Source organism: Paenibacillus sp. FSL H8-0260, assembly GCF_045040625.1.
In the GTDB taxonomy this organism is placed as follows: domain Bacteria; phylum Bacillota; class Bacilli; order Paenibacillales; family Paenibacillaceae; genus Paenibacillus_AQ; species Paenibacillus_AQ odorifer.
In genome coordinates this window covers 6,283,534-6,308,464 of the sequence record NZ_CP150298.1, presented here as the reverse complement: position 1 = coordinate 6,308,464, position 24,931 = coordinate 6,283,534, and the positions used below count along the sequence as shown (strand labels likewise).

At 37.1% G+C, this 24,931-nt stretch carries 20 protein-coding genes; 19 read left to right on the top strand and 1 reads right to left on the bottom strand.

Annotated features, from left to right (window positions below):
* The first annotated feature begins 111 nt into the window (after nucleotides 1-111).
* Complete coding sequence (galU, locus tag MHI51_RS28140; protein ID WP_076220717.1) at nucleotides 112-999, top strand: UTP--glucose-1-phosphate uridylyltransferase GalU; 888 nt, start codon at nucleotides 112-114, stop codon at nucleotides 997-999.
* A 65-nt stretch (nucleotides 1,000-1,064) separates the two neighbouring features.
* Here the strand turns inward: galU and MHI51_RS28135 are convergent, their stop codons facing one another.
* A complete protein-coding gene (locus MHI51_RS28135; protein WP_342410236.1) occupies nucleotides 1,065-3,830 on the bottom strand; it encodes an O-antigen ligase family protein in 2,766 nt (921 codons plus the stop codon).
* A gap of 113 nt (nucleotides 3,831-3,943) precedes the next feature.
* Between MHI51_RS28135 and MHI51_RS28130 the strand changes: the two genes are divergently transcribed.
* The 18 genes from MHI51_RS28130 (at nucleotide 3,944) to MHI51_RS28045 (ending at nucleotide 24,920) form a co-directional block, all read left to right on the top strand.
* Nucleotides 3,944-5,314, top strand: a complete 1,371-nt coding sequence (locus MHI51_RS28130; protein WP_076220619.1) for an ABC transporter permease — start codon at nucleotides 3,944-3,946, stop codon at nucleotides 5,312-5,314.
* Nucleotides 5,315-5,324: 10 nt separating this feature from the next.
* Nucleotides 5,325-6,542, top strand: coding sequence for an ABC transporter ATP-binding protein (locus tag MHI51_RS28125; RefSeq protein ID WP_076220620.1), 1,218 nt, complete (start codon nucleotides 5,325-5,327; stop codon nucleotides 6,540-6,542).
* A 30-nt stretch (nucleotides 6,543-6,572) separates the two neighbouring features.
* Nucleotides 6,573-9,599 carry a glycosyltransferase gene (locus MHI51_RS28120; RefSeq protein WP_339245203.1) on the top strand — a complete coding sequence of 1,009 codons (3,027 nt, stop codon included), beginning with the start codon at nucleotides 6,573-6,575 and terminating at the stop codon, nucleotides 9,597-9,599.
* A gap of 5 nt (nucleotides 9,600-9,604) precedes the next feature.
* Nucleotides 9,605-10,867, top strand: a complete 1,263-nt coding sequence (locus tag MHI51_RS28115) for a hypothetical protein (RefSeq protein WP_076220727.1) — start codon at nucleotides 9,605-9,607, stop codon at nucleotides 10,865-10,867.
* Nucleotides 10,868-10,931: 64 nt separating this feature from the next.
* The gene (locus MHI51_RS28110; protein WP_076276875.1) at nucleotides 10,932-12,959 is read left to right on the top strand and encodes a DUF2142 domain-containing protein; all 2,028 of its coding nucleotides are present in this window, start codon (nucleotides 10,932-10,934) and stop codon (nucleotides 12,957-12,959) included.
* Nucleotides 12,960-13,069: 110 nt separating this feature from the next.
* Complete coding sequence (locus MHI51_RS28105; RefSeq protein ID WP_076276874.1) at nucleotides 13,070-13,771, top strand: glycosyltransferase family 2 protein; 702 nt, start codon at nucleotides 13,070-13,072, stop codon at nucleotides 13,769-13,771.
* A gap of 13 nt (nucleotides 13,772-13,784) precedes the next feature.
* Nucleotides 13,785-14,192 carry a DUF2304 domain-containing protein gene (locus tag MHI51_RS28100; RefSeq protein ID WP_076276873.1) on the top strand — a complete coding sequence of 136 codons (408 nt, stop codon included), beginning with the start codon at nucleotides 13,785-13,787 and terminating at the stop codon, nucleotides 14,190-14,192.
* Nucleotides 14,185-15,135: a lysylphosphatidylglycerol synthase transmembrane domain-containing protein gene (locus tag MHI51_RS28095; protein WP_076276872.1), complete on the top strand. Its 951-nt coding sequence runs from the start codon at nucleotides 14,185-14,187 to the stop codon at nucleotides 15,133-15,135. Before MHI51_RS28100 ends, MHI51_RS28095 begins: the two co-directional genes overlap by 8 nt.
* Nucleotides 15,128-16,138, top strand: coding sequence for a glycosyltransferase family 2 protein (locus tag MHI51_RS28090; protein WP_076220599.1), 1,011 nt, complete (start codon nucleotides 15,128-15,130; stop codon nucleotides 16,136-16,138). Before MHI51_RS28095 ends, MHI51_RS28090 begins: the two co-directional genes overlap by 8 nt.
* Nucleotides 16,139-16,155: 17 nt before the next feature.
* Complete coding sequence (locus MHI51_RS28085) at nucleotides 16,156-16,899, top strand: sugar phosphate nucleotidyltransferase (protein ID WP_076220600.1); 744 nt, start codon at nucleotides 16,156-16,158, stop codon at nucleotides 16,897-16,899.
* A gap of 20 nt (nucleotides 16,900-16,919) precedes the next feature.
* Nucleotides 16,920-17,468 carry a dTDP-4-dehydrorhamnose 3,5-epimerase gene (gene rfbC / locus MHI51_RS28080; protein WP_076220601.1) on the top strand — a complete coding sequence of 183 codons (549 nt, stop codon included), beginning with the start codon at nucleotides 16,920-16,922 and terminating at the stop codon, nucleotides 17,466-17,468.
* A gap of 53 nt (nucleotides 17,469-17,521) precedes the next feature.
* Nucleotides 17,522-18,544 (top strand): dTDP-glucose 4,6-dehydratase, encoded by a 1,023-nt coding sequence (gene rfbB / locus MHI51_RS28075; protein WP_076276871.1) that lies wholly within the window; start codon nucleotides 17,522-17,524, stop codon nucleotides 18,542-18,544.
* A 24-nt stretch (nucleotides 18,545-18,568) separates the two neighbouring features.
* Nucleotides 18,569-19,432: a dTDP-4-dehydrorhamnose reductase gene (rfbD, locus tag MHI51_RS28070; protein ID WP_076276870.1), complete on the top strand. Its 864-nt coding sequence runs from the start codon at nucleotides 18,569-18,571 to the stop codon at nucleotides 19,430-19,432.
* A gap of 118 nt (nucleotides 19,433-19,550) precedes the next feature.
* Nucleotides 19,551-20,531 (top strand): glycosyltransferase family 2 protein, encoded by a 981-nt coding sequence (locus MHI51_RS28065; RefSeq protein WP_076276869.1) that lies wholly within the window; start codon nucleotides 19,551-19,553, stop codon nucleotides 20,529-20,531.
* Nucleotides 20,532-20,693: 162 nt separating this feature from the next.
* On the top strand, nucleotides 20,694-21,593 hold the full coding sequence (locus tag MHI51_RS28060; protein ID WP_370511643.1) for a glycosyltransferase family 2 protein: 900 nt from the start codon (nucleotides 20,694-20,696) through the stop codon (nucleotides 21,591-21,593).
* Nucleotides 21,590-22,996 (top strand): undecaprenyl-phosphate glucose phosphotransferase, encoded by a 1,407-nt coding sequence (locus MHI51_RS28055; protein WP_076276867.1) that lies wholly within the window; start codon nucleotides 21,590-21,592, stop codon nucleotides 22,994-22,996. Before MHI51_RS28060 ends, MHI51_RS28055 begins: the two co-directional genes overlap by 4 nt.
* A 108-nt stretch (nucleotides 22,997-23,104) precedes the next feature.
* A complete protein-coding gene (locus MHI51_RS28050) occupies nucleotides 23,105-23,974 on the top strand; it encodes a phosphatidylinositol-specific phospholipase C/glycerophosphodiester phosphodiesterase family protein (protein WP_076276866.1) in 870 nt (289 codons plus the stop codon).
* A gap of 226 nt (nucleotides 23,975-24,200) precedes the next feature.
* Nucleotides 24,201-24,920 carry a heptaprenylglyceryl phosphate synthase gene (locus MHI51_RS28045; protein ID WP_139332125.1) on the top strand — a complete coding sequence of 240 codons (720 nt, stop codon included), beginning with the start codon at nucleotides 24,201-24,203 and terminating at the stop codon, nucleotides 24,918-24,920.
* Nucleotides 24,921-24,931: the final 11 nt, after the last annotated feature.

Genomic DNA, 24,931 nt, shown 5'->3' with positions numbered 1-24,931 from the left:
ACACTCTGACATAAATGTGCTGTAACTGCTATAATTGAAAGAAATATGCCATTTTAGGGTACATACAGATATGTAAATTGAAAAGAGTATACGATAGAAGGAGTTAATGTGATGAAGATCCGTAAAGCGATTATTCCCGCCGCAGGTCTCGGCACTCGTTTTTTACCTGCGACCAAAGCAATGCCTAAAGAAATGCTTCCGATTGTAGATAAACCGACGATCCAATATATTGTTGAAGAAGCGGTCGCTTCCGGGATCGAGGATATTATTATTGTAACGGGGAAAGGCAAACGTGCGATTGAAGACCACTTTGATAACTCTTTTGAACTGGAATTTAACCTAGCGGAGAAGCAAAAGTGGGAGCTTCTTGAATCTGTTCGTAAATCTTCCGAAATGGCAGATATCCATTACATTCGTCAAAAAGAACCAAGAGGTCTCGGACATGCGATTTGGTGTGCACGTAAATTCATAGGAAACGAACCGTTTGCTGTCCTACTAGGCGATGACATTGTTGAAGCGAACATACCATGCCTCAAACAGATGATTGACATATATGATGAGTATAAATCTTCTATCGTGGGTGTTCAGCCTGTTCCGTGGGAGGAAGTATCCCGGTATGGTGTTGTAGATGGTTCGCCTTTGGCGGAACGTGTCTACAAGGCAAATCGTCTAGTAGAGAAGCCGAAGAGAGAAGAGGCTCCATCGAACTTAGCTATTCTGGGACGATATATTTTAACCCCACGAATCTTCGATATGCTTGGTGAGCAGCAAGTAGGTGTGGGTGGTGAGATCCAACTTACCGATGCGATAGCACGTCTAAGTGAGGTTGAACGAATTATTGCCTATGACTTTGAAGGTAAACGTCATGATGTTGGTGAGAAAATGGGCTTTATCCAGACCACCATTCATTATGCACTTCAACACGAGGAACTCAAAGATGATTTGCTTCGATATATGAAAGAGCTTGTCGAAAGCGAAGCGGCCAAAACAGGGAAATGATTTTAAATAATTACAAAGGAAAATAGCCTCCTACTGTAATCCAGTGAGAGGCTATTTTTTATTCATTAGTTTCTATCTTGGAGTTGCATATTCGCAATTTCTTCGATCTGTGCTGCTTCCGCAGGATCGGCTGCGATCAGCTTATCATACACTGCTTGATCTTGGTTGTTCGTTTTTTGTAATGCGGCGAGGTACCAGCGAGCGATTTCACGATTATTAGCATCTGAGAAATCTTGGCTTAGTACCGATTTTAAAGTAGCCACCGAGGGTTTGAATTGTCTTGACATGTATTGCATTGTTCCAACCTTCAGTGTCACATCCGGAGCAGGAGTCTTGGAAGGATCGTTATCAGCCAATATATGATTGTAGGCCAAAAGCCCAATGACAAAGCCAGCTTTCATGTGTTCTACTCTATCTTCATCATCTTGTTGTGCATAAGCTGCCTGCCCCAAATCAAATGAACGGCTGATTAGTGAACTGTACCAATTTATATCCCACGGAGTTTCGTTGTTCATTATATCCGTGTAATTAGGATCCGAATTAAGCTTCAGAGTGGTCTTCGCTGCATCCTCTTGTCCGGATATAAGTTGCATTTTGCCAACGTTTAAAGCGATAGTTGGCGTTACTGAGAAAGGACGCCCTTGCAGTTGTTCTGGTGGAAGAGTCTTCAGATGTTCAATCCCAGCGAGAACGTGGTTATATGCTTCAAGCTCTTCTGCGAAGTACTTTTCTTTCTTAACTTCATCCTTTTGATTAAGGGCTTGCTGGCCTAATACAAAGGATCGTCTGATTAATTCATCATACCAACTAATATCCCAATTGAACTTATCAGCATTGTCGAGGTATACATTGTATGCAAGGTCACTTTGACCCTTTAAATCATAGTAGCTCGCCATTTGAGCTAAAAGATTTTTGTTGTAGGGCTCATCTTTGAGCGCACGAGTTAATACATTATTTGCTTCAACAAGAAATTGCTCATCTTGCGTTTGGTTGAATACCGTCATATCTAAAGCAGATAAGGAGAGGGCGGATTCAGGATGATTAGGGCGGCTTTTTAAGGCTTTAACCAACGGTGCTTTAATTTCTTCATATGAAGTGCTCACTCTAATTAGATTCTTACCCTTTAGAGCAGCATTATTGGAGCCTATATAGCTGATCGAAAGGAATAACAAGAACACAGTACCTATTGTGAGAGCTGCGAAATATCCAAGCCGAATACCGGCTTTATTCCAATTTTTTCGTAACTTTTTGCTGTCCATCACAACTGCCATCCCAGCCAGTCCAAGGAAGACGAGTATCCCCATGAAGGCATAACTCATATTGAAATCAAGTAAACTGTGCACAAGAATCGATAAAGCAATGATTAGATAGAAGAAACCATTTTCAAAATCATTTTTATCCCGTTTTACATACCCGCGAATATACTTATAGAAAATATACAGAATGAAACCCATAAATACGATAAAACCAAGAATCCCAACTTCGATCAAAAATTGAAGAAAGAAATTGTGCACCTGGCGGCTAGTATAAGGGTTATTCTGATAATGTTCATATAATGAGGACCAGCCTCCACCACCAGCACCAAGGATTGGATAATCCTTAACTACCTTCATGGCATCTTTATAAAAGGTAATCCGTTCAAGTACGCTATGTTGTTGGAAATTGATGTTCTCAAGACGAGTCTCCATATTGTCAGGTAAGATGCTTTTTGCACTCGTACCGATAAGTAAGAAAGCTACAATAGCTACTAGAGCGACAGATCCGAGCGGAATCCAAAGACCTGTTCGTTTACGTGACGACCAATTCTCTAGTTTTGCATACAACCATGGAGCGACAAAACGCTGAATGACCCAGGATAGGCCAGCTACAACTAGTGAAGCTGCTAACAGGTAACCCCAACCTTTTAAAGCGGCAGAAGAAGTGAAACTCGCATTTAACTCTATTCCTAGATTAGTTACGGGTGTTGTAATGAGCAAAGCTACAATACCAGCAACTCCTAAATGTAGAATCCAAAGGATTTGCTGTGCGGGTTTTAGAAATAGAAGCAGAAGTATAAATACCACAGGTAGCAAGACAAGGCCACCACGAGATAAGGTTAACAAGATCGACAAAATGATTGGCACTAACATAAAGCCATGAGTCAAGGTTCCATACCAATTTTTAGAGCGAATAAGCGCGAATATTGCTACAAATAGAAAAGCCATCAAGAATGCAGCGTATGTGTTCGCATACTGAAAGATCGAAGTCAATCGAAGTCCATTAGAATCGGTCATAACTGCTTCTAAATAAATACTGTTCCGTACAGTGTTTGAGAACCAGCCCACAAGAGAGCCAGCTAATTTACTGCTGCCTAGCCAATTTAAGAGTCCAAAACCCACTATGAAATAAGCAATCGCCAATATAGCATTTTGAATGACAACATTTACTTGCTTTTGCTTCAAGAGATAAAAGGCTATAATGAAGACTGCAACATACATGCTCTGAATAAACAGCATATTCATCGCCATATAATGCGAAACTGCGACAAACAATGATAAAGCGTAGGTCACAGGCAGCAATATAGAAGCTGAAGCTACTAAATCCCTCTGCTCATCAATTTTGAATTTTTTGTAGTATAAGCCAAGGCAGACTAGCAGCAAAAGGCCGCTTAGTAATGCAGATACATAGATTGGCTTTTCGAAGTCTAATTGCTGACCGTTAAATAATCCCACTTGAAATGGGGCCCAACACAAAAATAAAATGAAAGCAACAACCAATGCCCAGATCGGGATTGCTATCTTTTCTGCATTTCTCGACTGAGCGGCGTTTTTACCGTATACTGGTTTCGACACGTTATAATCTCCTTTTCCTGTAGGTACGACAATATTTTAGCATATGACTGATTTGAATTAAACTTATATATGATTTGTAAAGTTACTCAATGAAATAGTTAGGGGAAATATGAATGAAGTTATTAAAGCATCTTATTCTTTTAGGTTTTACACTTGTGATTTTCATAGGCTCTTATTACTGTATTGATTTTTATATTAAGGATAATGTTAATCTCTACTTACATATGGATGTTAAATCAGAGATATCAGATGATTATCAGATTTTTTTCGCTACTTCTAATAATGGATGGAATGAGACCGACTCAATAGGCAAACCATACCCACAGCCCGGTATTTGGCAGAGTTTGGAGTTTAAGGTTCCTAAAGGGTTTGCCTTCATTAGAATAGATCCAGGGAATAAAGAAAGCTTGGTTTCCATTAAAAATGTTCACTTTTCTGGAATATCCGACGCCCAAGTAAACTTCAATACGCTAGATTATAAACTAAATCAATTGGAATTGAAAAATATAGATGAGAATAGTGGGCAGATTGATCTTCAGTCTACGGGAAATGATCCATCTATATTGTTCAATATGAGCTCACATATTGAACAATCTCAGCAAGGGAATGATTCGGGACCAAGCATAATTTCATTGATTATCAGTTTCATAGTCGCTGGATTTTGTTACTTCATAGGAAGATTTTCGAAAGAAACTTTTAATTTCGCCCACGATTTTTTGGGAAATAAGAATCTAATAATAAATTTAGCTAAGAATGACTTCAAAACTAAATATGCTTCCTCTTATTTAGGCGTTTTATGGGGATTTATTAATCCTCTTTTGACAATAGTTACTTATTGGTTTGTTTTCCAGGTTGGTCTAAGAAGTGGAGATGTAGGAAACATACCATTTATAATTTGGTTTATTGCTGGAATTATACCTTGGTTTTTCTTTTCAGATGCATTTTCAAGTGCAACTAATGCCTTTACTGAATATAATTATCTAGTAAAAAAAGTTGTGTTTAAAATTGAATTATTACCTTTAGTAAAGGTATTTTCTGCATTTTTTGTACATCTATTTTTCATTGCCTTTATACTTATCGTTTACGCAATATATGGATATTACCCAACCCTTTATAATGCTCAATTAATATATTATGTTTTTTGCCTGTTAATATTAGTGATATCACTTTCGTTTTTCACTTCGGCGGTTGTTCTTTTCTTCAAGGATTTGAATCAAATTATAGCCGTAATATTACAAATGGGATTTTGGTTTACTCCTATTGGATGGTCGGTAACAATGTTATCTGATTTTTGGGGACGAGTGTTTAAGTTAAACCCTATGTTTTATATTGTTCAGGGATTCAGGGATTCTTTAATAGACAATGTATTATTTTTTGATAGACCGTACCAAACAGCTTATTTCTGGTTTTTATGTTTTTTGATGTTAACCTTTGGTCTTAAGGTATTTAAGAAACTTAAACCGCATTTTTCTGATGTACTTTAGGAGTGATGAGATGGACGGGATAATTGATATAAAGAATATAGTGAAATCGTACAAACTATATGATAAACCGATGGATCGTTTTAAAGAAGCTATTCATCCTTTTAAAAAGAATTACCATAAAGAGTTTGTAGCCCTAAATGGGATTACTTTATCAGTAGAAAAAGGCGATGCAATTGGTATACTAGGCAAAAATGGTTCTGGCAAATCTACGCTCTTAAAATTAATTACTGGAGTGTTGACTCCTACCAGCGGTGAGATTGAAATAAATGGGAAGATCTCTGCTATATTAGAGTTGGGAGCAGGATTTAATCCGGAATATACAGGTAGGGAAAATATTTATTTAAATGGATTAATGATGGGATACACCAGAGAAAAAATGGATGAAAAAATCGGCGCTATAATTGATTTTGCAGATATTGGGGTTTTTATAGATCAAGCGGTTAAAGTCTATTCCAGCGGAATGTTTGCAAGACTAGCCTTTGCTGTTTCGATAAATGTAGAACCAGATATTTTAATAGTAGATGAAGCCTTGGCTGTAGGAGATGCAAGGTTTCAGACAAAGTGTATTGATAAAATGAAAGAATTAAAAAGCAAAGGGACGACTATATTATTTGTCTCACATGCTTCCGAACAAGTGAAACGGTTTTGTAATAAAGCGGTGTGGATTAAGAACGGAAGAATTGAGGCAGAAGGCGATTCTAGCGAAGTTGTTGATTTATATGAAGATTACATGAGATATAGTAATTTGGAAAATAGTGATGACGTTATTGAGCTGAAGGAGTCAGCGGAAGTATCACACGATGATTTTGTTATTCCAAGTAACCCAGACATTCTATCATTGATTACTAAGGTGAATATTAATAAAAATAAGTTCAAAACGTTTGATGAAGTTGAAGTTGAGGTTGAATATGAAGTTTATGAAAAGACAATTCCAGGCTTATTAGTAGGGGTTGCGCTCTATACTCCTGATAGAGAATATATATTTGGCCCGAATACCCATCTAGAAAAAGTTAAGATTCCTGATATTAGGGGTAGGCATAAAGTGAAATATGTAATACCAAGTTTGCCATTACTTGGTGGGACGTATCAACTAGATGTAGGTCTTTTCAATAATGAAGGAATAGTTTGTTTAGATTATAAGCAAGATGTAGTTAGTTTTAATATTACGAATAAATATTTCTCTGAAGGACTTGTTTATATCAATCATAAATGGGAAATATTAAATTGATTTTTCATATCTAGATTGGAGTGTTTAAGCATGGTTGTTCCATTTGATCAATATCAAAGATATAAAAATGCAGCTGATCTTATTAATTTAATACGTGAAGACAATAAGGCTTTCTCGATCTTAGAAGTTGGGGCTAATGAGCATAAAAACTTAGAAAAGTTCCTTGTAACTGACAAAATAACTTATTTAGATATCATAGTACCAGAAGAACTTAAAAGTGATCCTTCTTATATTGAAGGGGACGCAACAAATATGCCAATTGAGACTGATACGTTTGATTTAGTAATTGCCCTTGATGTATTTGAACACATAAGTCCCTTACTCAGGCAGAATTTTATTTCTGAGTTAATGAGAGTTTCTAAACATGGGTTTATTTTGGCAGCACCTTTCAATACTACTGGTGTGGAAAATGCAGAAATTCGAGCAAATAAATATTTTGAGACTATGTATGGATTTAATTATCAATGGCTTGAAGAGCATCGCCAAAATGGTCTACCCGAAGCAGGGCAACTTATAGATTTTCTTAATGAAAAACAATGGCCATATCTTCATTTTACCCATGGAAGAGTTGATATATGGGAGAAAATGATTAAAATTCATTTTTTGGCAACTGGTAGATCGTCATTATACTCTTATAGAGAATCTATTGATGATTATTATAATACTAATATATATCAAAACGACTTTAACGGGCCCTGCTACAGAAATTTTTTCTTTGTATCTGAAAATCTCAATATGATTAAAAAAACAATGAAAATGATTGATACTAAAAATGAGAATCCAGTTAGTGTAAATGTACTTGAAAATCTGGATAATCTTGAAAAAGATTTGATTAATTTAAGTGTTTATGACCTAACACATAAAGAATTAATATCTAAAAATTTTGAATTAAAACAAAAGGACGAATTGATTGAAAAAGTCTTATATGATGTGAAACAAAAAGATGAATTGATTGAAAAATTTACAAATGAAATGCAAAATAAAGAGGAACTATTACGAAGAAAAAATGCAATAAATGAAGAATTAAATGATCTTATAACAATGAAAGAACAAGATTACAAACGTTTGGAATCAGAAAAACAGTTAGTATCTACAGAAAATCTCTCTCTCTTAGAACAAGTAGAGATTTTGCATACTGAAGTGAATCTGTTGAAGGAAGAAAATTCTCATAAAGATAATTACGTTCAACAGTTAGAACTTATATCTCAGCAGCTTAGAATAAAAAATAGAATCAAAAAGATAGTGCCGAAGAAGTTGAGAAGTAAAATTAAGTTTGGACAAACTGTATTTAAGAAATTAAAAGACAACCCGTCTTTAGCAAAGAAAGGAATTAATGAACTACGGAGGAATGGATTTAATTCCCTGAATAGTAAAATGCATTCTGCTGTCACGGTTAGTGAGTTAACATCAGATTATGCATACCAAGATATTAATCTTGAGGAAATTGAAGAGCTTAAGATAGAAATAGAAAAGTTTACTTACCGTCCTTTAATATCAATAATTATTCCAGTTTATAATGTTGAACCAAAGTGGTTGGAAATTGCAATTAACTCAGTAAAAGAGCAATTGTATTCATTCTGGGAGATCTGCATCGTAGATGATAGCTCTGATAATATTAATACAATCAAATATTTAGAAGGTATTGATGATCCGAGAATTAAAATTAAGACTTTGAAAATAAACTCGGGGATATCAAGTGCTTCTAATGAAGCTGTCTCATTAGCAGAAGGCGAGTATATTGCGTTATTGGATAATGATGACGAAATCACAAGGGACGCGTTATATCAAGTCGTCAAATCCCTTAATCAAGAAAAATCAGATATCTTATATTCTGATGAAGATAAAGTCGATGAGTATGGTAAGAAAAAGTGTCCTCTTCATAAACCAGACTGGTCTCCTGATTTATTACGGTCACAAATGTATATTGGTCATTTTTTGGTCTTCAAAAGGGAACTGTTCCACGAAGTGGGTGGGTTTAGAACTGAGTTCAACGGTAGCCAGGACTATGATCTCGTTCTAAGGATGAGTGAGAGATCATCGAAAATTCATCATATTCCCAAAGTTCTTTATTCATGGAGGGAATTAGAGACTTCTACAGCTTTGAACCCATATTCTAAACCTTATGCGCATACTGCGGGACTTGCTGCTTTAAACGAACACTTAGTGAGGGTTTTTGGTGAAGGTAACGCTTATGCTACTGAAGATGAGCATTTATTTGTTTATGATAGTAGATATAAAATCAAAACAATAAAGGCTAGTATCATTATTCCTACAAAAGATAAAATTGAACTATTGGAACCTTGTGTTTCAAGCATTATTCAAAAAACAAAGTATCCAGATTACGAAATTATTATTGTTAATAACAATTCAGTCGAACAAGAAACATTAGATTGGTTTAAACAACAAAATGATAAAAATGTAAAGATTATTGATGCTAATTATGATTTTAATTGGTCGAAACTAAATAATCATGGAATAAAGGAAGCGAGTGGCGAAGTATTTATATTTTTAAATAATGATACGGTAGTTATTAAAGAAGACTGGTTACAGCGATTAGTTGAGAAGGCTCAACGTGATGATGTTGGAACTGTTGGAGGCTTACTCCTATATGAAGATAAAACAATTCAACATGCTGGAGTTGTAATTGGTTTAGGAGGATGGGCCGATCATATCTTTAAAAGTATGGCGCCAAATCATTTTGGTTCTCCGTTTATATCGCCCATGGTCACTAGAAATGTAATTGCTTCTACTGGGGCATGTCTCGCGATATCAAAGAAGACTTTAGATAAAATCGGATTATTTAATGAAGACTTCATCATATGCGGTAGCGATGTTGAAATCTCATTACGTGCACTCCAACATAATTTAGTCAATATTTATGATCCACACGTAAGGCTATATCACTTAGAATCGAAATCAAGATCTTCTTATATACCACCAATTGATTTTGAATTATCAGCATTATTCTATGGACCGTATTTGAAGAGTGGGGATCCTTACTTTAATAAGAACTTAAGCTTGAATAGTCTTGTACCAAAATTATCTCAAGGAGAATGATGACAATGTCTAGGTTAATTGAACATATTCTTAGAAAGGCGAAAAATAATAAGGTGATCAAAAAAGCATATCAATCCACTGTGAACTCTTATTTGAATTCCCACATTGGTGAAATTACGCCCTTTAACCCGCGAAGTACTTCATTTGAAAAAAGACGGATAAATTTACTCGTACCTTCGATTAATCAAGAACATTTATTTGGTGGCATATCAACTGCCATCAATTTTTTTGACCAGTTGTATAAATATGAACAAGACTCTTTTAGACGGATTATTACTACTGATGCAGCGCCAAATAGTGAGGACTTACTGAAATTTTCAGGGTATACTCACGTTTCTAGTGAAAATGATGTGGATGGCAACTCTCAGATAGTTTCTTTCAATGATAGATATAATAAAACAATACCCGTTGGGAAAGAAGATATATTTATCGCCACTTCTTGGTGGACAGCATATTTTGCTCAAAGAATAGTGAAATGGCAAGCGGAGTTTTACAATCAAAAACCGAAGCGAATAATTTACTTCATTCAGGATTTTGAGCCTGGATTCTATTCTTGGTCAAGTCAATACTCTCTTGCTCTAAGTACTTATTTATATAAGGGAGAGCAAATTGCGGTATTTAACTCTAGTTTGCTGAAAAATTTTTTCAACAATCATGGTTACAAATTTACAGAGGAATACTATTTTGAACCTAAACTTAATTCATCGTTAAAAAAACATTTGATATCATTTGATAAGATGGAAAAGAAAAAGAAAATACTGATATATGGCAGGCCTTCAGTGGCCAGAAATGCTTTCGCTTTAATTGTGGAATCGTTAAGAATCTGGGTTTGGACCCAGCCTAATGCGGATCAGTGGGAAGTGATTTCAGCAGGTGAGCATCATAGTGATGTGGAAATCGGAAATGGAGTTGTAATAAAATCTAAAGGTAAAATGTCTCTTGAAGACTACGCCAATGAATTAAAGGAGAGTGCATTAGGTGTGTCTTTAATGATTTCCCCTCATCCTAGTTATCCTCCATTAGAAATGGCACACTTTGGAATACTAGTCTTAACAAACAACTATGAGAATAAGAATCTTTCAGAATTACATCATAATATATATTCCCTTGATAATATAAGTCCAGATTCAATCGCTGCACAACTTACTAAGCTGTGTACTGAGTTTGAGGGGAATAAAAAGGCTGGGGATAAAGAAAGTATGGCGGATTATCTGAGTGAAGGAGAGCAATTCTTATTTATACAGGAATTATCAGAAAAGTTGAAATGAATTTGAGTGAATGCCAAATCCTTTAAAAATATTCGAAAATAAGATGAAGTGGGGATTTTTTTCGATGAAATTATTTTTTCATAATAAAGTACTTAATACTCAGAAGGTACTTTTTGCGTTTTTTATTCTGATTTCTGCAATATATTTTTCAAACGTTATATTTGAAAATAAGGATTTTTTCACGAAGATTAATCAAGATAAGGCCATGATTATTAGTCAAGAAAAAACGGATGATATCATTGGGGAAATACAAGATGAAATGACGATCACGCAGAAATTCGAGGTGAATGGTCAGGCCAATTTAGAAATCAAGATACCATTTGGGACTTTTAAAAGAGCCAATACCGGAGAACTATACTTTGATTTAAAGGAAAATGGCCAGGTAATAGAGCATAAGATTTTTGACGTTTCCCAACTTCCGGATAGTCAGGATATTTCCATAGAAATACCGAATAGTGATAATGATTCCAAAAAGAGATTGTTAGAATTTGAGATTAAAAGTAAAGGCTTATCTGGGGGGAATTCTGTAACATTATGGAGAAGCAATAATCAATTAGGGGAATTCTTTATTAATGATCAGATTCAAGATGGAAGTATTTATTTTAAGTTATTTGCTAGTAATACAACGGCTGCGTTAACTAACGGAACATTTTACTTATTATTAATTTCTTTTTTATTGCTATTTGTTGTTGTTACTTTACTTATATTTAAATTTAGAGGGAATGTTCAAAAGATATTTGTAATTCTTTCATTATCAATAGGATTATTTTTTGTTGTTATTTTTCCACCCTTTGAACATTTGGACGAGTTGGATCATTTCTATAGAGCGTATGAAGTTTCAGAAGGGAAATTCATTAATCAAACGGTTAACGGAGAACTTGGAAATTATATACCTACGAGCTTAATCTCAACTGTTAATAAAGTGAGGTATGTCCATTATACTGGGTATCAATATAATGTTGTGAAAGATACATTTTCTATGGAATTGAATCCTCAAGAGCGAGTTTTTCATAGGAATTATGCATCTATATATTCACCAGTTCTTTATATACCTCAGGCATTGGGCGTTCTCTTAGGGAGAATCTTTAATTCACCTCCAATAATGATGCTTTATTTAGGTAGATTATTTAACTTTCTTGCTTATGTTATAACTGTTTTTTTCTCGTTAAAAATATTACCATTTAAGAAAAATCTGCTTCTTGTAATAGCTCTATTGCCCATGACTCTTATTCAAGCAACATCACTTTCGGCAGATGCTCTTATGATTGGATCCTCATTTTTGTTTATCTCAGTTGTTCTTAACTTAGGGTACAATAAAAAAATACTTGAAATAAACACTAAGGATTTTTGGATATTAACTACAGTGGGTATGTATATGTCGATTTCAAAACCAGTTTACCTTCCCTTGTTGCTTTTGATATTTGCTATACCTTATCAAAAATTTGGGGATAAAATTAAATATACAAAAAAAATTCTTATTATATTGGTAAGCTCTCTGCTGCCAATGTTGATTTGGAATTTGCTTAATTTAAAAAATTTAGCGGTCCCTGACGTTCGTGGAGATACAGGAATTTCCCCAAGTAACCAAGTGCATTATGTATTAACTCACCCTTTCCGCTATATTAAGACTATGTTTGATACCTTAATAAGTCTAGGTGATTCGCAGTTTATGGGCATGCTTGGAAAGGCAGTTACAAATTATGGATATTCACTTTCTTCTTCTTTAGTTTTTGGTTTTATTTTTTTATTACTTTTCACCGCTATACTTAAGAGTAGTGATTATGAAAGAGACTCTTTAACTATAAATGTTAAGGGAAAACTCATTTTTGTTGTAATCATAGTAGGTGTTATTATCTTAACTTATACAGCTCTATATACGGGCTACACTACTGTAGGCAACAATCTTATTCTTGGTATTCAAGGCAGGTATTTCATTCCTGTTTCTCCTCTACTATTTCTTATAATCTCATCGAATAATATTGTAATTAAAGATAAAAAGATTGATATATATGTGATTTTATCTTTGTGTTTATTATTGTTTATAGTATTGCTGAATTATATCCTTAAAATCAATGGAGCAATCCCTTTTTAAAAAGTTAAGAATCAGACTAATGTTTTTGCAATTGCTTTGTTGTTAAGCTATGACATATTTGTATTGATTATTTGAGCTTTTCTAAATCTCATTGAAAGGATAGTGAATTAATGAAAGTACTTGGGATCATCCCATGTTTCAATGAAGAGGAAAATATTGAAGCGTTAATTAATGAGTTATCTGGTTATTCAGATATTTTAGATTTTGTTATTATCAATGATTATTCAACTGATTTGACTTCTGTTATATGTGAAAAAAATAATGCTAATGTAATAAATTTACCGTGCAATCTAGGTATTGGAGGTGCTGTTCAGACAGGGTATATCTATGCCAAAAAGAATAATTATGATATTGCTATACAGATTGATGGTGATGGGCAACATAATCCGGCATATATCAAAAACTTAATAGAACCCATAGTAAAAGATGGATTTGATTTTGTAATCGGTTCAAGATTTATTGAAAAAGAAGGGTTTCAATCATCGATTACTAGGAGAATTGGTATAGTTTATTTCTCGGGTTTATTGAAGTTGTTGGCCAAACGCAATGTAAGTGACCCAACTTCAGGATTTAGAGCATGTAACAAAAAAGTAATTGATTTTTTCGCAAACAATTATCCAACAGATTATCCTGAACCAGAATCTATTATGGCTCTTAGCAGAAATGGATACAGAATAGCAGAAATACCTGTTCAAATGAGGGAACGTAGTGGTGGAACTTCATCAATTAAGTCGTTAAAATCAATTTATTATATGATTAAAGTTACTCTTGCTATTATTATTGACTTTACAAGAAAACATCAAGTTACTTAAGGATGGGGTTATATTGTTCCCTTTAAAATTACAAATTTCTCTTATTTTCTTATGTTTGATTTTACTGTTTTTTTTAATTAATATGATTAAAAAGTATGAATTACAATTAAGATACGCACTTTTATGGATTTTGGTCGTTATTGTTATGTTAGTGATTTCTCTAGTGCCTCAAATCGCATTTTATTTTACGAATATATTTGGTTTCCAAGCACCTTCAAATTTTGTGTTTTTAGTGGGTATACTTTCTGGATTGGTGATTATATTCGGGCTAACCGTGTCTATTTCAAATTCATCTATAAAAGTACGTCAAATGTCCCAAGAAATTGGTTTATTAAAACAACAAATAAACAACTTGGAAGTCAAAATTAATAACTTAAATGAAGAAATTACAACGGAGAGAAGAATGGTGAGAGGTGAATAGGAAAAGACTTTTATATGTTGTTTTGGGAACAGTAGTCTCTCTGATACTCTTAGTATATGTTGAAAATAATTTTAGTAATGTGAATTACTATTATTTTATTATCGGAATTCTTGTGTACTCTTTAGTGCTCTTACTGAGGTCTTTTAAATTAAATAAAATTATGAGAGTATATACGAATATTAGTTTTAAGGAAACTGTATCATTAACCGCGTCTAGTCAACTAATGGGGGCTTTTATCCCAGGGCGAGCCGGAGAAATCCTTGTATCAGCTTATCTGAAACTTAAGTACACAGTGGATATATCGAAGGTTCTACCCATTTTATTTCTCGATAAAATTATAGAATTACTCTGTGTCTTGTTATACTCATTATTTGCAGTTTTTGTAATTAGTGAAGGCCTACTTTCCTTTTTGAATGATAGTATAAAAGGAATTCAAGATAATTATCTACTGATATCTATTGTAATAGTATTTGTATTCTTGTTGTTATTAATAATGTATAAGATTCTTGGACCCAAATTAAAGAATGTACTATCAAATATAAAACAGAGTTTGTTAATCCCGATAAAGAACCCTAAGTTAGGTATTATTATTATTGCAACATCTTTATTAACTATTATATCTGAGTATTTTTATTTATATTTTATTTTCCATGCATTCAATATTGAAATTACAATAGCAAAAGTTATTCTTGTACACTCTTTAGGGATGATTGTCGGTGTATTAAGTATGATACCGGGGGGCCAAGGTAGTACGGAAGTTACGATGCTGGCGGTATTACATTTTTGGGGTTACACAACACTCACTGTGATCTCTCCAATCTTAGCAAGTAAGTTTTTAACTTATTTTATATTGGCATTGTACGGGCTACCCTTATTACCGTATAGTGTGTCAGTACTAAAAGAAAGGAAAAAACGTTCTAGAAAGAAGATGAGTAATGAATAAGTTGGTATCTATTATTATAGTCAATTTCAACGGAGCGGAATATATTGTAGATTGTCTAGAGTCTTTGATTAATCAGACGTATGAGAATTTCGAAGTTATTGTATTAGATAATAACTCTGCTGACAATTCAGTAGAATTGATAAAAAAATATCCCTTTGTAAAACTGATAGAATCAACTGAAAATCTGGGATTTGCAAAGGGGAATAATGAAGCAATTAATCATTCTAAGGGCGAATATATTGCTCTACTGAATAATGATGCTAGAGCTGACTCAGAATGGTTAGAAAAGTTAGTAAATGAACTTGAACGAAATACTGAACTTGGAAGCTGTGGTTGTAAAATTATTTCTCACTATGATCCAGATGTCATGGATTCTGCTGGCCTACTTGTAAATGCAAGCGGTATGTCACGAGGTAGGGGGAGAAATGAGAATGTACTAAAATATAATGTTTCTGAACCCATTCTTATACCTAGTGGATGTGCTGCTATGTATAGAAGAAAGGCTCTTGATGAAGTAGGGTTATTTGATGAGGATTTTTTCTGTTACTGTGAAGATACAGATTTAGGATTTCGTCTCCAAATTGCTGGCTGGAAATGTTTATATGTAGGGGATGCAATTGTATATCATAGATACTCTGCGTCATCTGGAAAGTACTCTCTTTTTAAAACCTATTTGGTTGAACGTAATCATTATTGGTTTGTTATGAAGAATTACCCTCTATATTTGGTATTACTAAATCCCATTTATACAATAAGACTGTATCTATTTCAGTTGTATAATATGTATAAGGAGAAGGGGGCGACTAATGAGTTAATGAATAACTCCTCAAAAAAGGAGTTGTTTCTAACTTTATTAAAAGCACACAGGGATGTATGGGGAAAACTCTTTATAATGATGAAAAAGAGATCGGATATAAATAAAATAAAAAAAGTCGATAATAAACAAATTAAAGAGTGGATTAAACAGTATGGAATTTCATTTTCGGATTTGTTTAAGTCCTAAAAGTTGGAGGTCACCTAATGAAAGGCATCATTTTAGCAGGAGGTACAGGCTCACGCCTTTACCCTTTAACCAAAGTAACAAACAAGCATCTTCTTCCCGTGGGCAAATACCCAATGATTTTTCATTCGGTTTATAAATTAAAGCAAGCTGATGTAACAGACATACTAATCGTTACTGGTAAAGAACATATGGGTGATGTAGTGAATTTATTAGGCAGTGGCCATGAAATGGGTGTTTGCTTTACTTACAAAGTACAAGATGAAGCAGGTGGAATTGCGCAGGCATTGGACTTGGCAGAGCAATTTGTCGGAGATGATCAAATGATCGTTATCCTTGGCGATAATGTATTTGCTGACGATATTGCTCCGTATGTGCGTAATTTCCGTGAACAAAGGACAGGTGCGAAGATTTTAATACAAGAAGTTTCTGATCCTAAGCGTTTTGGTGTACCTGAACTAGATGGAAATCAAATCATTTCTATTGTAGAGAAACCAGTTATGCCTAAATCAAACTATGCAGTAACAGGCATTTATATGTTCGATAGTGAAGTGTTTAATATTATCAAAACGATTACTCCTTCTGCACGTGGAGAATTAGAGATTACAGACGTTAACAATGCATATATCAAACGTGGAGAATTGACATTTGATATTCTACAGGGCTGGTGGACGGATGCAGGTACACATGCCTCATTAGCTAAAGCACATAACTTGGCTCAAGACCTTCTCTTTGGTGAAGAATTCGGAAAACTGAAACTTTAGATGTGAAGGAGCTTTGCAATATGAAAGTTACACCTCTACAACTACAAGGCGCTAGTATACTAGAACCTGTAGTTCATGGCGACAACCGGGGTTTTTTTATGGAAAGCTACAACGAAGAGATAATGCATAAACTCGGTATAACTTACAATTTCGTTCAAGACAATCAATCCCTCTCCGCAGAGGTTGGGGTGTTACGTGGGCTGCACTACCAGTTGACCCCTAAAGCGCAAACAAAGTTAATCCGCGTCTTATCCGGTGTGATTTACGATGTTATCGTAGATATCCGTCGTAATTCCCCTACATTTGGTCAATGGGTCGGAGTAATTCTTAGCGAATATAATAAACGTCAACTACTGGTGCCTATAGGCTTCGCACATGGTTTCTGTACGTTGGTACCTAACACCCAAGTATTATATAAGGTGGACGAATATTATTCCCCTGAAAATGATCGCGGCATATTATGGAATGATCCAGCCTTAGGTATTGATTGGCCGATTTCTAGTCCGGTATTGTCGGATAAGGATCAACGTCATCCATTACTGAAAGATGCGGAAATAAACTTTGATTAAAAGTGGAAAGCAAAAACTTAAATATAATCTCAAGAACAAAAGGTGGGCTATAAATGAAACTGCTAGTTACCGGCGGAGCTGGGTTTATCGGCAGCAACTTTGTGCTGTATATGCTGCAACAACACCCTGATTACGAAATCGTTAATGTAGATGCGTTGACGTATGCAGGCAATCTAGAGAATCTGAAAGCAATTGAGAACCATCCTAATTACACTTTTGTAAAGGCTGATATTACTGATGTTACTGCGATGGATGAACTGATTAGCCAGGGTGTCGATGTCGTTGTTAATTTCGCGGCTGAATCGCATGTGGATCGGAGTATTTTAGAGCCGGAAGTGTTTGTGAAGACGAACGTACTTGGAACACAAGTGCTTTTGGATGCGGCGAAAAAATACAGTATCACTAAATTTGTTCAAGTATCTACGGATGAGGTATATGGATCACTGGGAGCGACTGGATTATTCACCGAAGAAACTCCTTTAGCTCCTAATAGTCCATACTCAGCAAGTAAAGCAGGCGGAGACTTACTAGTACGTGCATATCACGAAACGTTTGGACTGCCAGTGAATATTACCCGCTGCTCAAACAATTATGGCCCGTACCAATTCCCGGAAAAGCTTATTCCGCTGATGATTTCCCGTGCACTTGCTGATCAAGCGTTGCCTGTTTATGGCGATGGAATGAATATCCGCGATTGGTTGTATGTTGAGGATCATTGCAGCGCGATTGATCTGGTTATTCACAAGGGTGTGAACGGCGAAGTCTACAACATTGGTGGTAATAATGAACGTACGAATGTGCATATTGTAAACACGGTGTTGCAGGAACTAGGCAAGCCCGATTCTTTGATTACTTATGTCCAAGACCGTCCAGGTCATGATCGCCGTTATGGTATCGATCCAACTAAGATTATGAATGAACTGGGATGGAAGCCGAAACATACGTTTGAAACAGGTATTAAAGAAACTATACAATGGTATCTCAATAACCGCGAGTGGTGGACCCGTATTCAATCTGGGGAATACCAAAAATATGCTGAACAGCAATATGGTGATCGTTTAGGCGACTCATTGTAATTTTGATACGGAGGTAAACTAGCTATGAAGGTACTTGTTACAGGTGCGGCCGGACAACTAGGTCAGGACGTAGTTTTACTGCTCCAGCATCAAGGTCACGAAGTGTTGGCTTGCGATCGTCAGGAGATGGATATTACTGATCTGGATCAGTGTATCCAAGTTATTGGCGGGTTTGGACCGGATGCGGTTATTCACTGTGCTGCTCATACGGCAGTAGATGCGGCAGAAAGTGATATTGATGCAGCTTATTTAATTAATGCTACGGGCAGCCGAAATGTAGCGCTAGCTTCTGAAAAAACTGGGGCTAAGCTGGTGTATATTAGCACGGATTATGTGTTTGATGGTATGGGAGCACAGCCTTACCATGAATATGATAATACAGACCCTAAGAGTATATACGGCAAATCGAAACGTGCGGGTGAGGTACTCGTTCAATCCCTCACCTCTAAGTATTTCATCGTACGAACATCATGGGTGTACGGCAAATACGGGAATAACTTTGTCAAAACAATGCTAAAGCTTGGTCAAGAAAAGCCAATGCTTCAAGTTGTTGATGACCAAAAAGGTTCGCCTACTTATACAGTCGATTTAGCTCGATTCTTGCTTGAGCTTGTTCAAACTGAGAAGTATGGTGTATACCATGCGTCAAATAGCGACTCTTGTACCTGGTTTGAATTTACACAGGCGATCTTTGCTGAGGCTGAGGATATTTTGGGTTTTAAATTCACTGCTGCGCTTGAACCGTGTGCCACGGAACAGTTTCCAAGACCTGCACCACGTCCTCGGAATTCGGTGATGGAGCATCTGTCCATACGTACGAATGGTTTTGAGGACATTCGACCTTGGCGTGAAGGCTTGAGAGATTTCCTCTTAGAGTTAAAAGAATAGAACAATACCAATTGAAACTCCCATATCGTTTATACCGATGCGGGAGTTTTTTGTGTTCTTTCGTTATAATAAGAAGGAAGTAGGTAGTTAATAAGAAATTACAAAGTCGAGGATACTCATGAATAACAAAACAGTTAGTGTACATATCGTCACCTACAACAGTGCGGATGATATTATAGATTGCTTAGAGGCAGTAATGGCACAGGATTATCCTATTGAGAAAATTGTTGTTGTGGACAATGCGTCTTCGGACGATTGTGCAGAGAAAGTGAACACTTTCTTTAACATGGTCGATACTATCAATTCACAAGCTAACAAGGAAGCGCCCACGAGCCTTCTACTTATCCAAAATCAAAAAAACACAGGCTTCGCCCCAGCTCATAACCAAGCTGTAGCTGCTACAGAAACAGATTACATACTAGTCCTTAATCCGGATTTGACGCTCGCTCCAGACTATATCTCCAGACTAATCACACAGATGGAGAATAATCCACAGATCGGCAGCGCCACAGGTATGCTTTTGCTAAAGGCTGATCACGGATCAGTGGATAGCACTGGTCTTCAGATGAACAAGGCACGTCGTGCGTTTGACCGTGGTGCGGGGGAGCCAGCAGAACTATGGAAACAGTCGGGTACAGTATTTGGTGTATCTGGGGCGGCGGCGATGTATTCTCGACGGATGATTGAAGACGTTAGTGTTGATGGGGAGTTTTTTGATGCAGATTTTTTTGCATATAAGGAAGATGTGGATGTGGCTTGGAGAGCACAGCTATTTGGCTGGCAGGGGTATTATGATGCTGAGGCAATTGGGTATCATGAACGTGGGTGGAAAACGTCTGGCCGTAGTACCAAACCAATGTTCATCCGGCGAATATCTTACATTAATCGCTACAAAATGATCTACAAGAATGAATCGGCTCGAACTATGCTGAAGACAATTTTGATTTCCCTTCCCTATGAAATTGCCGCGCATGGTTATATGCTTCTGAGAGAGCCAAAGTTAATCGTAGTGTGGAAATCCTTTTTCACTCAGCTCCCAGCGTTAAAAAAGAAACGAAAATATATACAGACCATCGTAAAAGAGCGAAAGAACACGTAAATCAAACAGTATCTGGAAAAACCTCCCTGAAAGGTCATCTCATCTCAGGGAGGTTTTATGTTATAATAATTGTCGGTAGATTACTATATTTGTCAGGAGCGTTACGCAGTGAATGTAGATGTAAGCATACTTATTGTCAATTACAACACGTGTCGCCTGACGATGGACTGTATCAGGTCGGTATATGACTCAGAAACGAACTATTCCTATGAGATTATTTTGATAGACAACAATTCCCATGATGATTCGGTAGAGATGATTGGTAGAGAGTTTCCAAGTGTCATGTTGATCGCAAATAACGACAATGTCGGTTTTGCCCGTGCAAATAATCAGGGGATGGAAGCTTCATCCGGACGGTATGTACTATTGCTCAATTCAGATACGGTGGTACGCAGGGATACGCTGGAGACGATGATCTCCTTTATGGATGGTCGTCCCGATGTTGGGGCGTCAGGATGTAAGATTATATTGCCAGATGGGTCGCTGGATAAAGCGTGTAAGCGAGGATTTCCTACACCGTCAGCTTCCTTCTATTATGCTTTTGGTTTCAGTAAGTTGTTTCCGGATCGACCGAAGTTTAACGGTTACCAGTTAGGTTATCTGGACCCTGATCTTGATTACCCGATAGATTGTCTGGTGGGTGCGTTTATGCTGCTGCGGCGGGAGATGATTGATCAGGTAGGCGGCTTAGATGAAGAGTTTTTTATGTACGGTGAGGATTTAGACTGGTGCTATCGTATTAAAGAAGCTGGTTGGGAGATTTATTATTATCCGAAGACCTCCATCGTACATCTCAAAGGCGGCAGTGCCAGACGTAGACCGTTTAAGATCGTCTATGAATTTCACCGGGCAATGATATTATTTCACCGTAAGCATTATAGCAGGAAGTACAACAGTATTATAAATGGAACAGTATATGCTGGTGTTGGTGTGAAGTTTGCCCTGTCCCTCTTGCGGAATGCCCTAATCTTTCCTAAAGCAGTTCCATCACCTGCACAGAGTCTTAGCTCTGCTACGGAAACAGGCGCTCGTAACGATAAGAATACTGAGGTGAGATTATGATTCGGCGGAATCAGAAATTTTTGACACAGCTCTATATGGTTGCTGACTTTCTTGTCATCCAACTGTCCTTTTTAGCGGCTTGGTGGATCAAGTTCAAGAGCGGATGGATGGAATCTTATAACACGCTGCCTGTAGAGTCTTACGCTTATTGGAGTATGATTTATGGCGTAGTAGCTGTCTTAATCGGTATCCTTTTATCGCTTTATTTGCCTAAGCGTAAGAAACGTTTTGTCGATGAGTTTATTAAGATTTTTCAAGTGCATATCATGAGCATCTTCATCCTGCTCGGTCTAATGTTTTTCGTGAAAGAAATTGATATCTCCCGTACATATCTGGCTATTTATATGGGATTTAATGTTCTTTCCATTATGCTTTACCGTTATGTGTTGAAGAAGATGCTTAAATCTTTTCGAGAAAAGGGCTTCAACCGCCAATTCGTGCTTATCATCGGCGCTGGTACACTCGGCAAAAGATTCTACAACAATTTGGAACAATATCCTGAGCTTGGATATGAAGCCATTGGCTTTTTAGACGATTACCATACTTGGGATGGGATTGAGGAGCAACGGTATAAACCGATCCTGGGAACGGTCGATCAGTTATCCGGAATGCTGGAGATGCTGCCTGTGGACGAGGTTATTCTTGCTTTGCCGCTCGATGCGCATTCTAAATATCCTTCGATTATTGCGGCCTGTGAAAAAGCAGGGGTACGCACATTGATTATTCCGGATTTCTTTGATTATTTACCGGCGCGTCCTTACTTTGATAACTTTGCAGGTATGCCAATGATTAATGTTCGTGATATTCCACTGGATATGACGGGGAATAAGATGGCAAAACGTTTGTTTGATATCGTGTTCTCTCTATTCGCTATTATTATGATATCTCCCGTGATGCTGATCGTAGCTCTCGGCGTACGTCTTACCTCACCGGGACCGATCATATTCCGGCAGGAACGGGTGGGACTTAATCGGCGTAATTTTATGATGTATAAGTTTCGTTCAATGAAGCTGCAGCAGGACGGGGAAGAGGATACAGGTTGGAGTACGCGGGAAGATCCTCGTAGAACTCGATTTGGAACCTTTATCCGTAAGACAAGTCTGGATGAGCTTCCGCAATTTTTTAATGTATTACTCGGTCATATGAGTGTAGTTGGCCCACGGCCAGAACGACCATTTTATGTAGAACAATTCCGTGATGAAATTCCGAAGTATATGGTGAAGCACCATGTGCGTCCAGGAATTACGGGCTGGGCACAGAGCAATGGGCTGCGCGGGGACACTTCAATTGAGGAACGGATTAAGCACGATATTTTCTATATCGAGAACTGGTCCTTACTGTTCGATATTCGAATTATTTTCAAAACGATTCGCAACGGCTTCGTTAACAAAAACGCATATTGAGACCTGCACTTATTTAGATTTGTGAAATTTTAATAATACCCCGTTTTGCCACTGGCAGAGCGGGGTATTAATTTTCTAATCTAAACTTTGCAAAGGAAACTCACAACTATGAATAAGAAAAAGATTATTGCAACCGTAGTAATGATTGTCGCACTAATAATAATTCTTGTAATAACGTTGAACAAAGAGGAAGAGCAACAACCCGCGAGCGGTTTTGAAACGCACAGAATCGTTGCACATGCCATGGGGGGAATTAACGGCTACACGTATACCAATGCTTGGGAGGCCTTTGTCGCTAACTATGAACGGGGAACTCGCGTATTTGAAGTTGATTTTTTGTTATCGAAGGATGATAAGTTGGTTGCTCGGCATGAATGGACAGGTAATATGAGCAAGCTTTTAGGTCAGTTGGAGGTTCTCCCTGCTAATAAACAGGGTGTGGCACTAGATTACGAGGAATTTATGGACAGCCCCATCCTGAATATATACTCTCCGCTTGATATTGAGAAGGTGCTTGATCTAATGCAGAATTATCCAGATGCTTATATCGTTACGGATACCAAAGAAATCCAACCGGAACTTATAGAGAAGCAATTTACATTGCTGACCGAAGCGGCGCAGCGTCGGGATCCAGCGTTGTTGGAGCGGATAGTTCCACAGATCTACAATCAGCCGATGCTTGATGAGATCAATAAGGTGTATTCTTTTCCAGAAGTGCTTTACACCCTGTACCAATCTAAGGATACGGATGAACAAGTTATTGAGTTTGTTAAAAAAACAGGTGTGGATATTACGATGCCAGTTAGCCGGGCCACCAAGAGTTTTGTCAAACAGTTAAAAAATATCGGAGCTCGTGTATACGTTCATACAGTGGATGAAGAGGATGAGATTAGAGAGCTATCTCGTATGGGTGTAGACGGATTTTATAGTGATTTTGTGCCTGAAAATGATTTGAATAACCTCAGAAGTATACGTTGAAATCTATCTCCACTCATTACAACTAATATATCCCCGTAAAGTGGTGCTTTCCTCAGATGCGTATTCAGGTACTTTGCGGGGACCTCAAATTTACATGCGAAAAAATGTTCGTATTTTTGTTCGCTTTAAATTGACACACCTCCTGTGCTGGCATAGACTAGATCTATATCTTTTGCGGCGGCAGGAGTGTTTTGTCTTGCCCAAATGACAATTAAGGATGATTCCCATGAAATCAGTACAGCAAATGATCAAACCTTGGCGGCATGTGTTTAAGTTGGACCCAGATCGTATGATTTCAGATGAGGATTTGGAAGCCGTTTGCTTGTCCGGCACGGATGCCATATTGATAGGAGGCTCTACAGGAGTTACTTATGAGAATACAGTAGATCTCTTATCAAGAGTAAGACGTTTTGAGCTGCCCTGTGCACTTGAGGTATCCGAACTTGAAGCTGCTGTACCCGGATTTGATCTTTATATGATTCCTATGGTGCTAAATACACCTGATCCAGCTTGGATTGTAGGCCATCATCGTCGAGCTATAGAGCGTTATGGATTTATGATCCCATGGGATCAGCTGCTAACGGAAGGTTACGTCGTTTTGAACAGTGATTCTTCAGTTGCGCGGATTACAGGGGCCGAGACAACCATTAATGCTGAAGAGGCGGCTGCATATGCCCAGGTTGCGGACAAGCTGATGTCACTGCCAATAGTCTATCTTGAATATAGTGGTAGATTTGGGGATATGGAGACAGTACGTATAGTGCGTGAGATGGTGGAGCAAGCCCAACTATTTTATGGAGGCGGCATTACTTGTGAGGCAGAGGCCGAGCAGGCAGCAGCTCTATGTGATACAGTAGTTGTCGGCAATATTATTTATCGGGATGTAGAGCAGGCAATTCGTACGGTATTAGCTGTCAAAAAGACGGTACAAGAGCAGTTCGAGTAGCGATTAGCTTA

Bases quoted from the DNA above. Each gene is read 5' to 3' on its own strand.
- galU (WP_076220717.1), top strand. From the start codon at position 112: ATGAAGATCCGTAAAGCGATTATTCCCGCCGCAGGTCTCGGCACTCGT.
- MHI51_RS28130 (WP_076220619.1), top strand. From the start codon at position 3,944: ATGAAGTTATTAAAGCATCTTATTCTTTTAGGTTTTACACTTGTGATT.
- MHI51_RS28065 (WP_076276869.1), top strand. From the start codon at position 19,551: ATGAATAACAAAACAGTTAGTGTACATATCGTCACCTACAACAGTGCG.
- MHI51_RS28110 (WP_076276875.1), top strand. From the start codon at position 10,932: ATGAAATTATTTTTTCATAATAAAGTACTTAATACTCAGAAGGTACTT.
- MHI51_RS28055 (WP_076276867.1), top strand. From the start codon at position 21,590: ATGATTCGGCGGAATCAGAAATTTTTGACACAGCTCTATATGGTTGCT.
- rfbD (WP_076276870.1), top strand. From the start codon at position 18,569: ATGAAGGTACTTGTTACAGGTGCGGCCGGACAACTAGGTCAGGACGTA.
- MHI51_RS28045 (WP_139332125.1), top strand. From the start codon at position 24,201: ATGAAATCAGTACAGCAAATGATCAAACCTTGGCGGCATGTGTTTAAG.
- MHI51_RS28125 (WP_076220620.1), top strand. From the start codon at position 5,325: ATGGACGGGATAATTGATATAAAGAATATAGTGAAATCGTACAAACTA.
- MHI51_RS28060 (WP_370511643.1), top strand. From the start codon at position 20,694: ATGGACTGTATCAGGTCGGTATATGACTCAGAAACGAACTATTCCTAT.
- rfbB (WP_076276871.1), top strand. From the start codon at position 17,522: ATGAAACTGCTAGTTACCGGCGGAGCTGGGTTTATCGGCAGCAACTTT.
- MHI51_RS28085 (WP_076220600.1), top strand. From the start codon at position 16,156: ATGAAAGGCATCATTTTAGCAGGAGGTACAGGCTCACGCCTTTACCCT.
- rfbC (WP_076220601.1), top strand. From the start codon at position 16,920: ATGAAAGTTACACCTCTACAACTACAAGGCGCTAGTATACTAGAACCT.
- MHI51_RS28115 (WP_076220727.1), top strand. From the start codon at position 9,605: ATGTCTAGGTTAATTGAACATATTCTTAGAAAGGCGAAAAATAATAAG.
- MHI51_RS28050 (WP_076276866.1), top strand. From the start codon at position 23,105: ATGAATAAGAAAAAGATTATTGCAACCGTAGTAATGATTGTCGCACTA.
- MHI51_RS28120 (WP_339245203.1), top strand. From the start codon at position 6,573: ATGGTTGTTCCATTTGATCAATATCAAAGATATAAAAATGCAGCTGAT.
- MHI51_RS28105 (WP_076276874.1), top strand. From the start codon at position 13,070: ATGAAAGTACTTGGGATCATCCCATGTTTCAATGAAGAGGAAAATATT.
- MHI51_RS28090 (WP_076220599.1), top strand. From the start codon at position 15,128: ATGAATAAGTTGGTATCTATTATTATAGTCAATTTCAACGGAGCGGAA.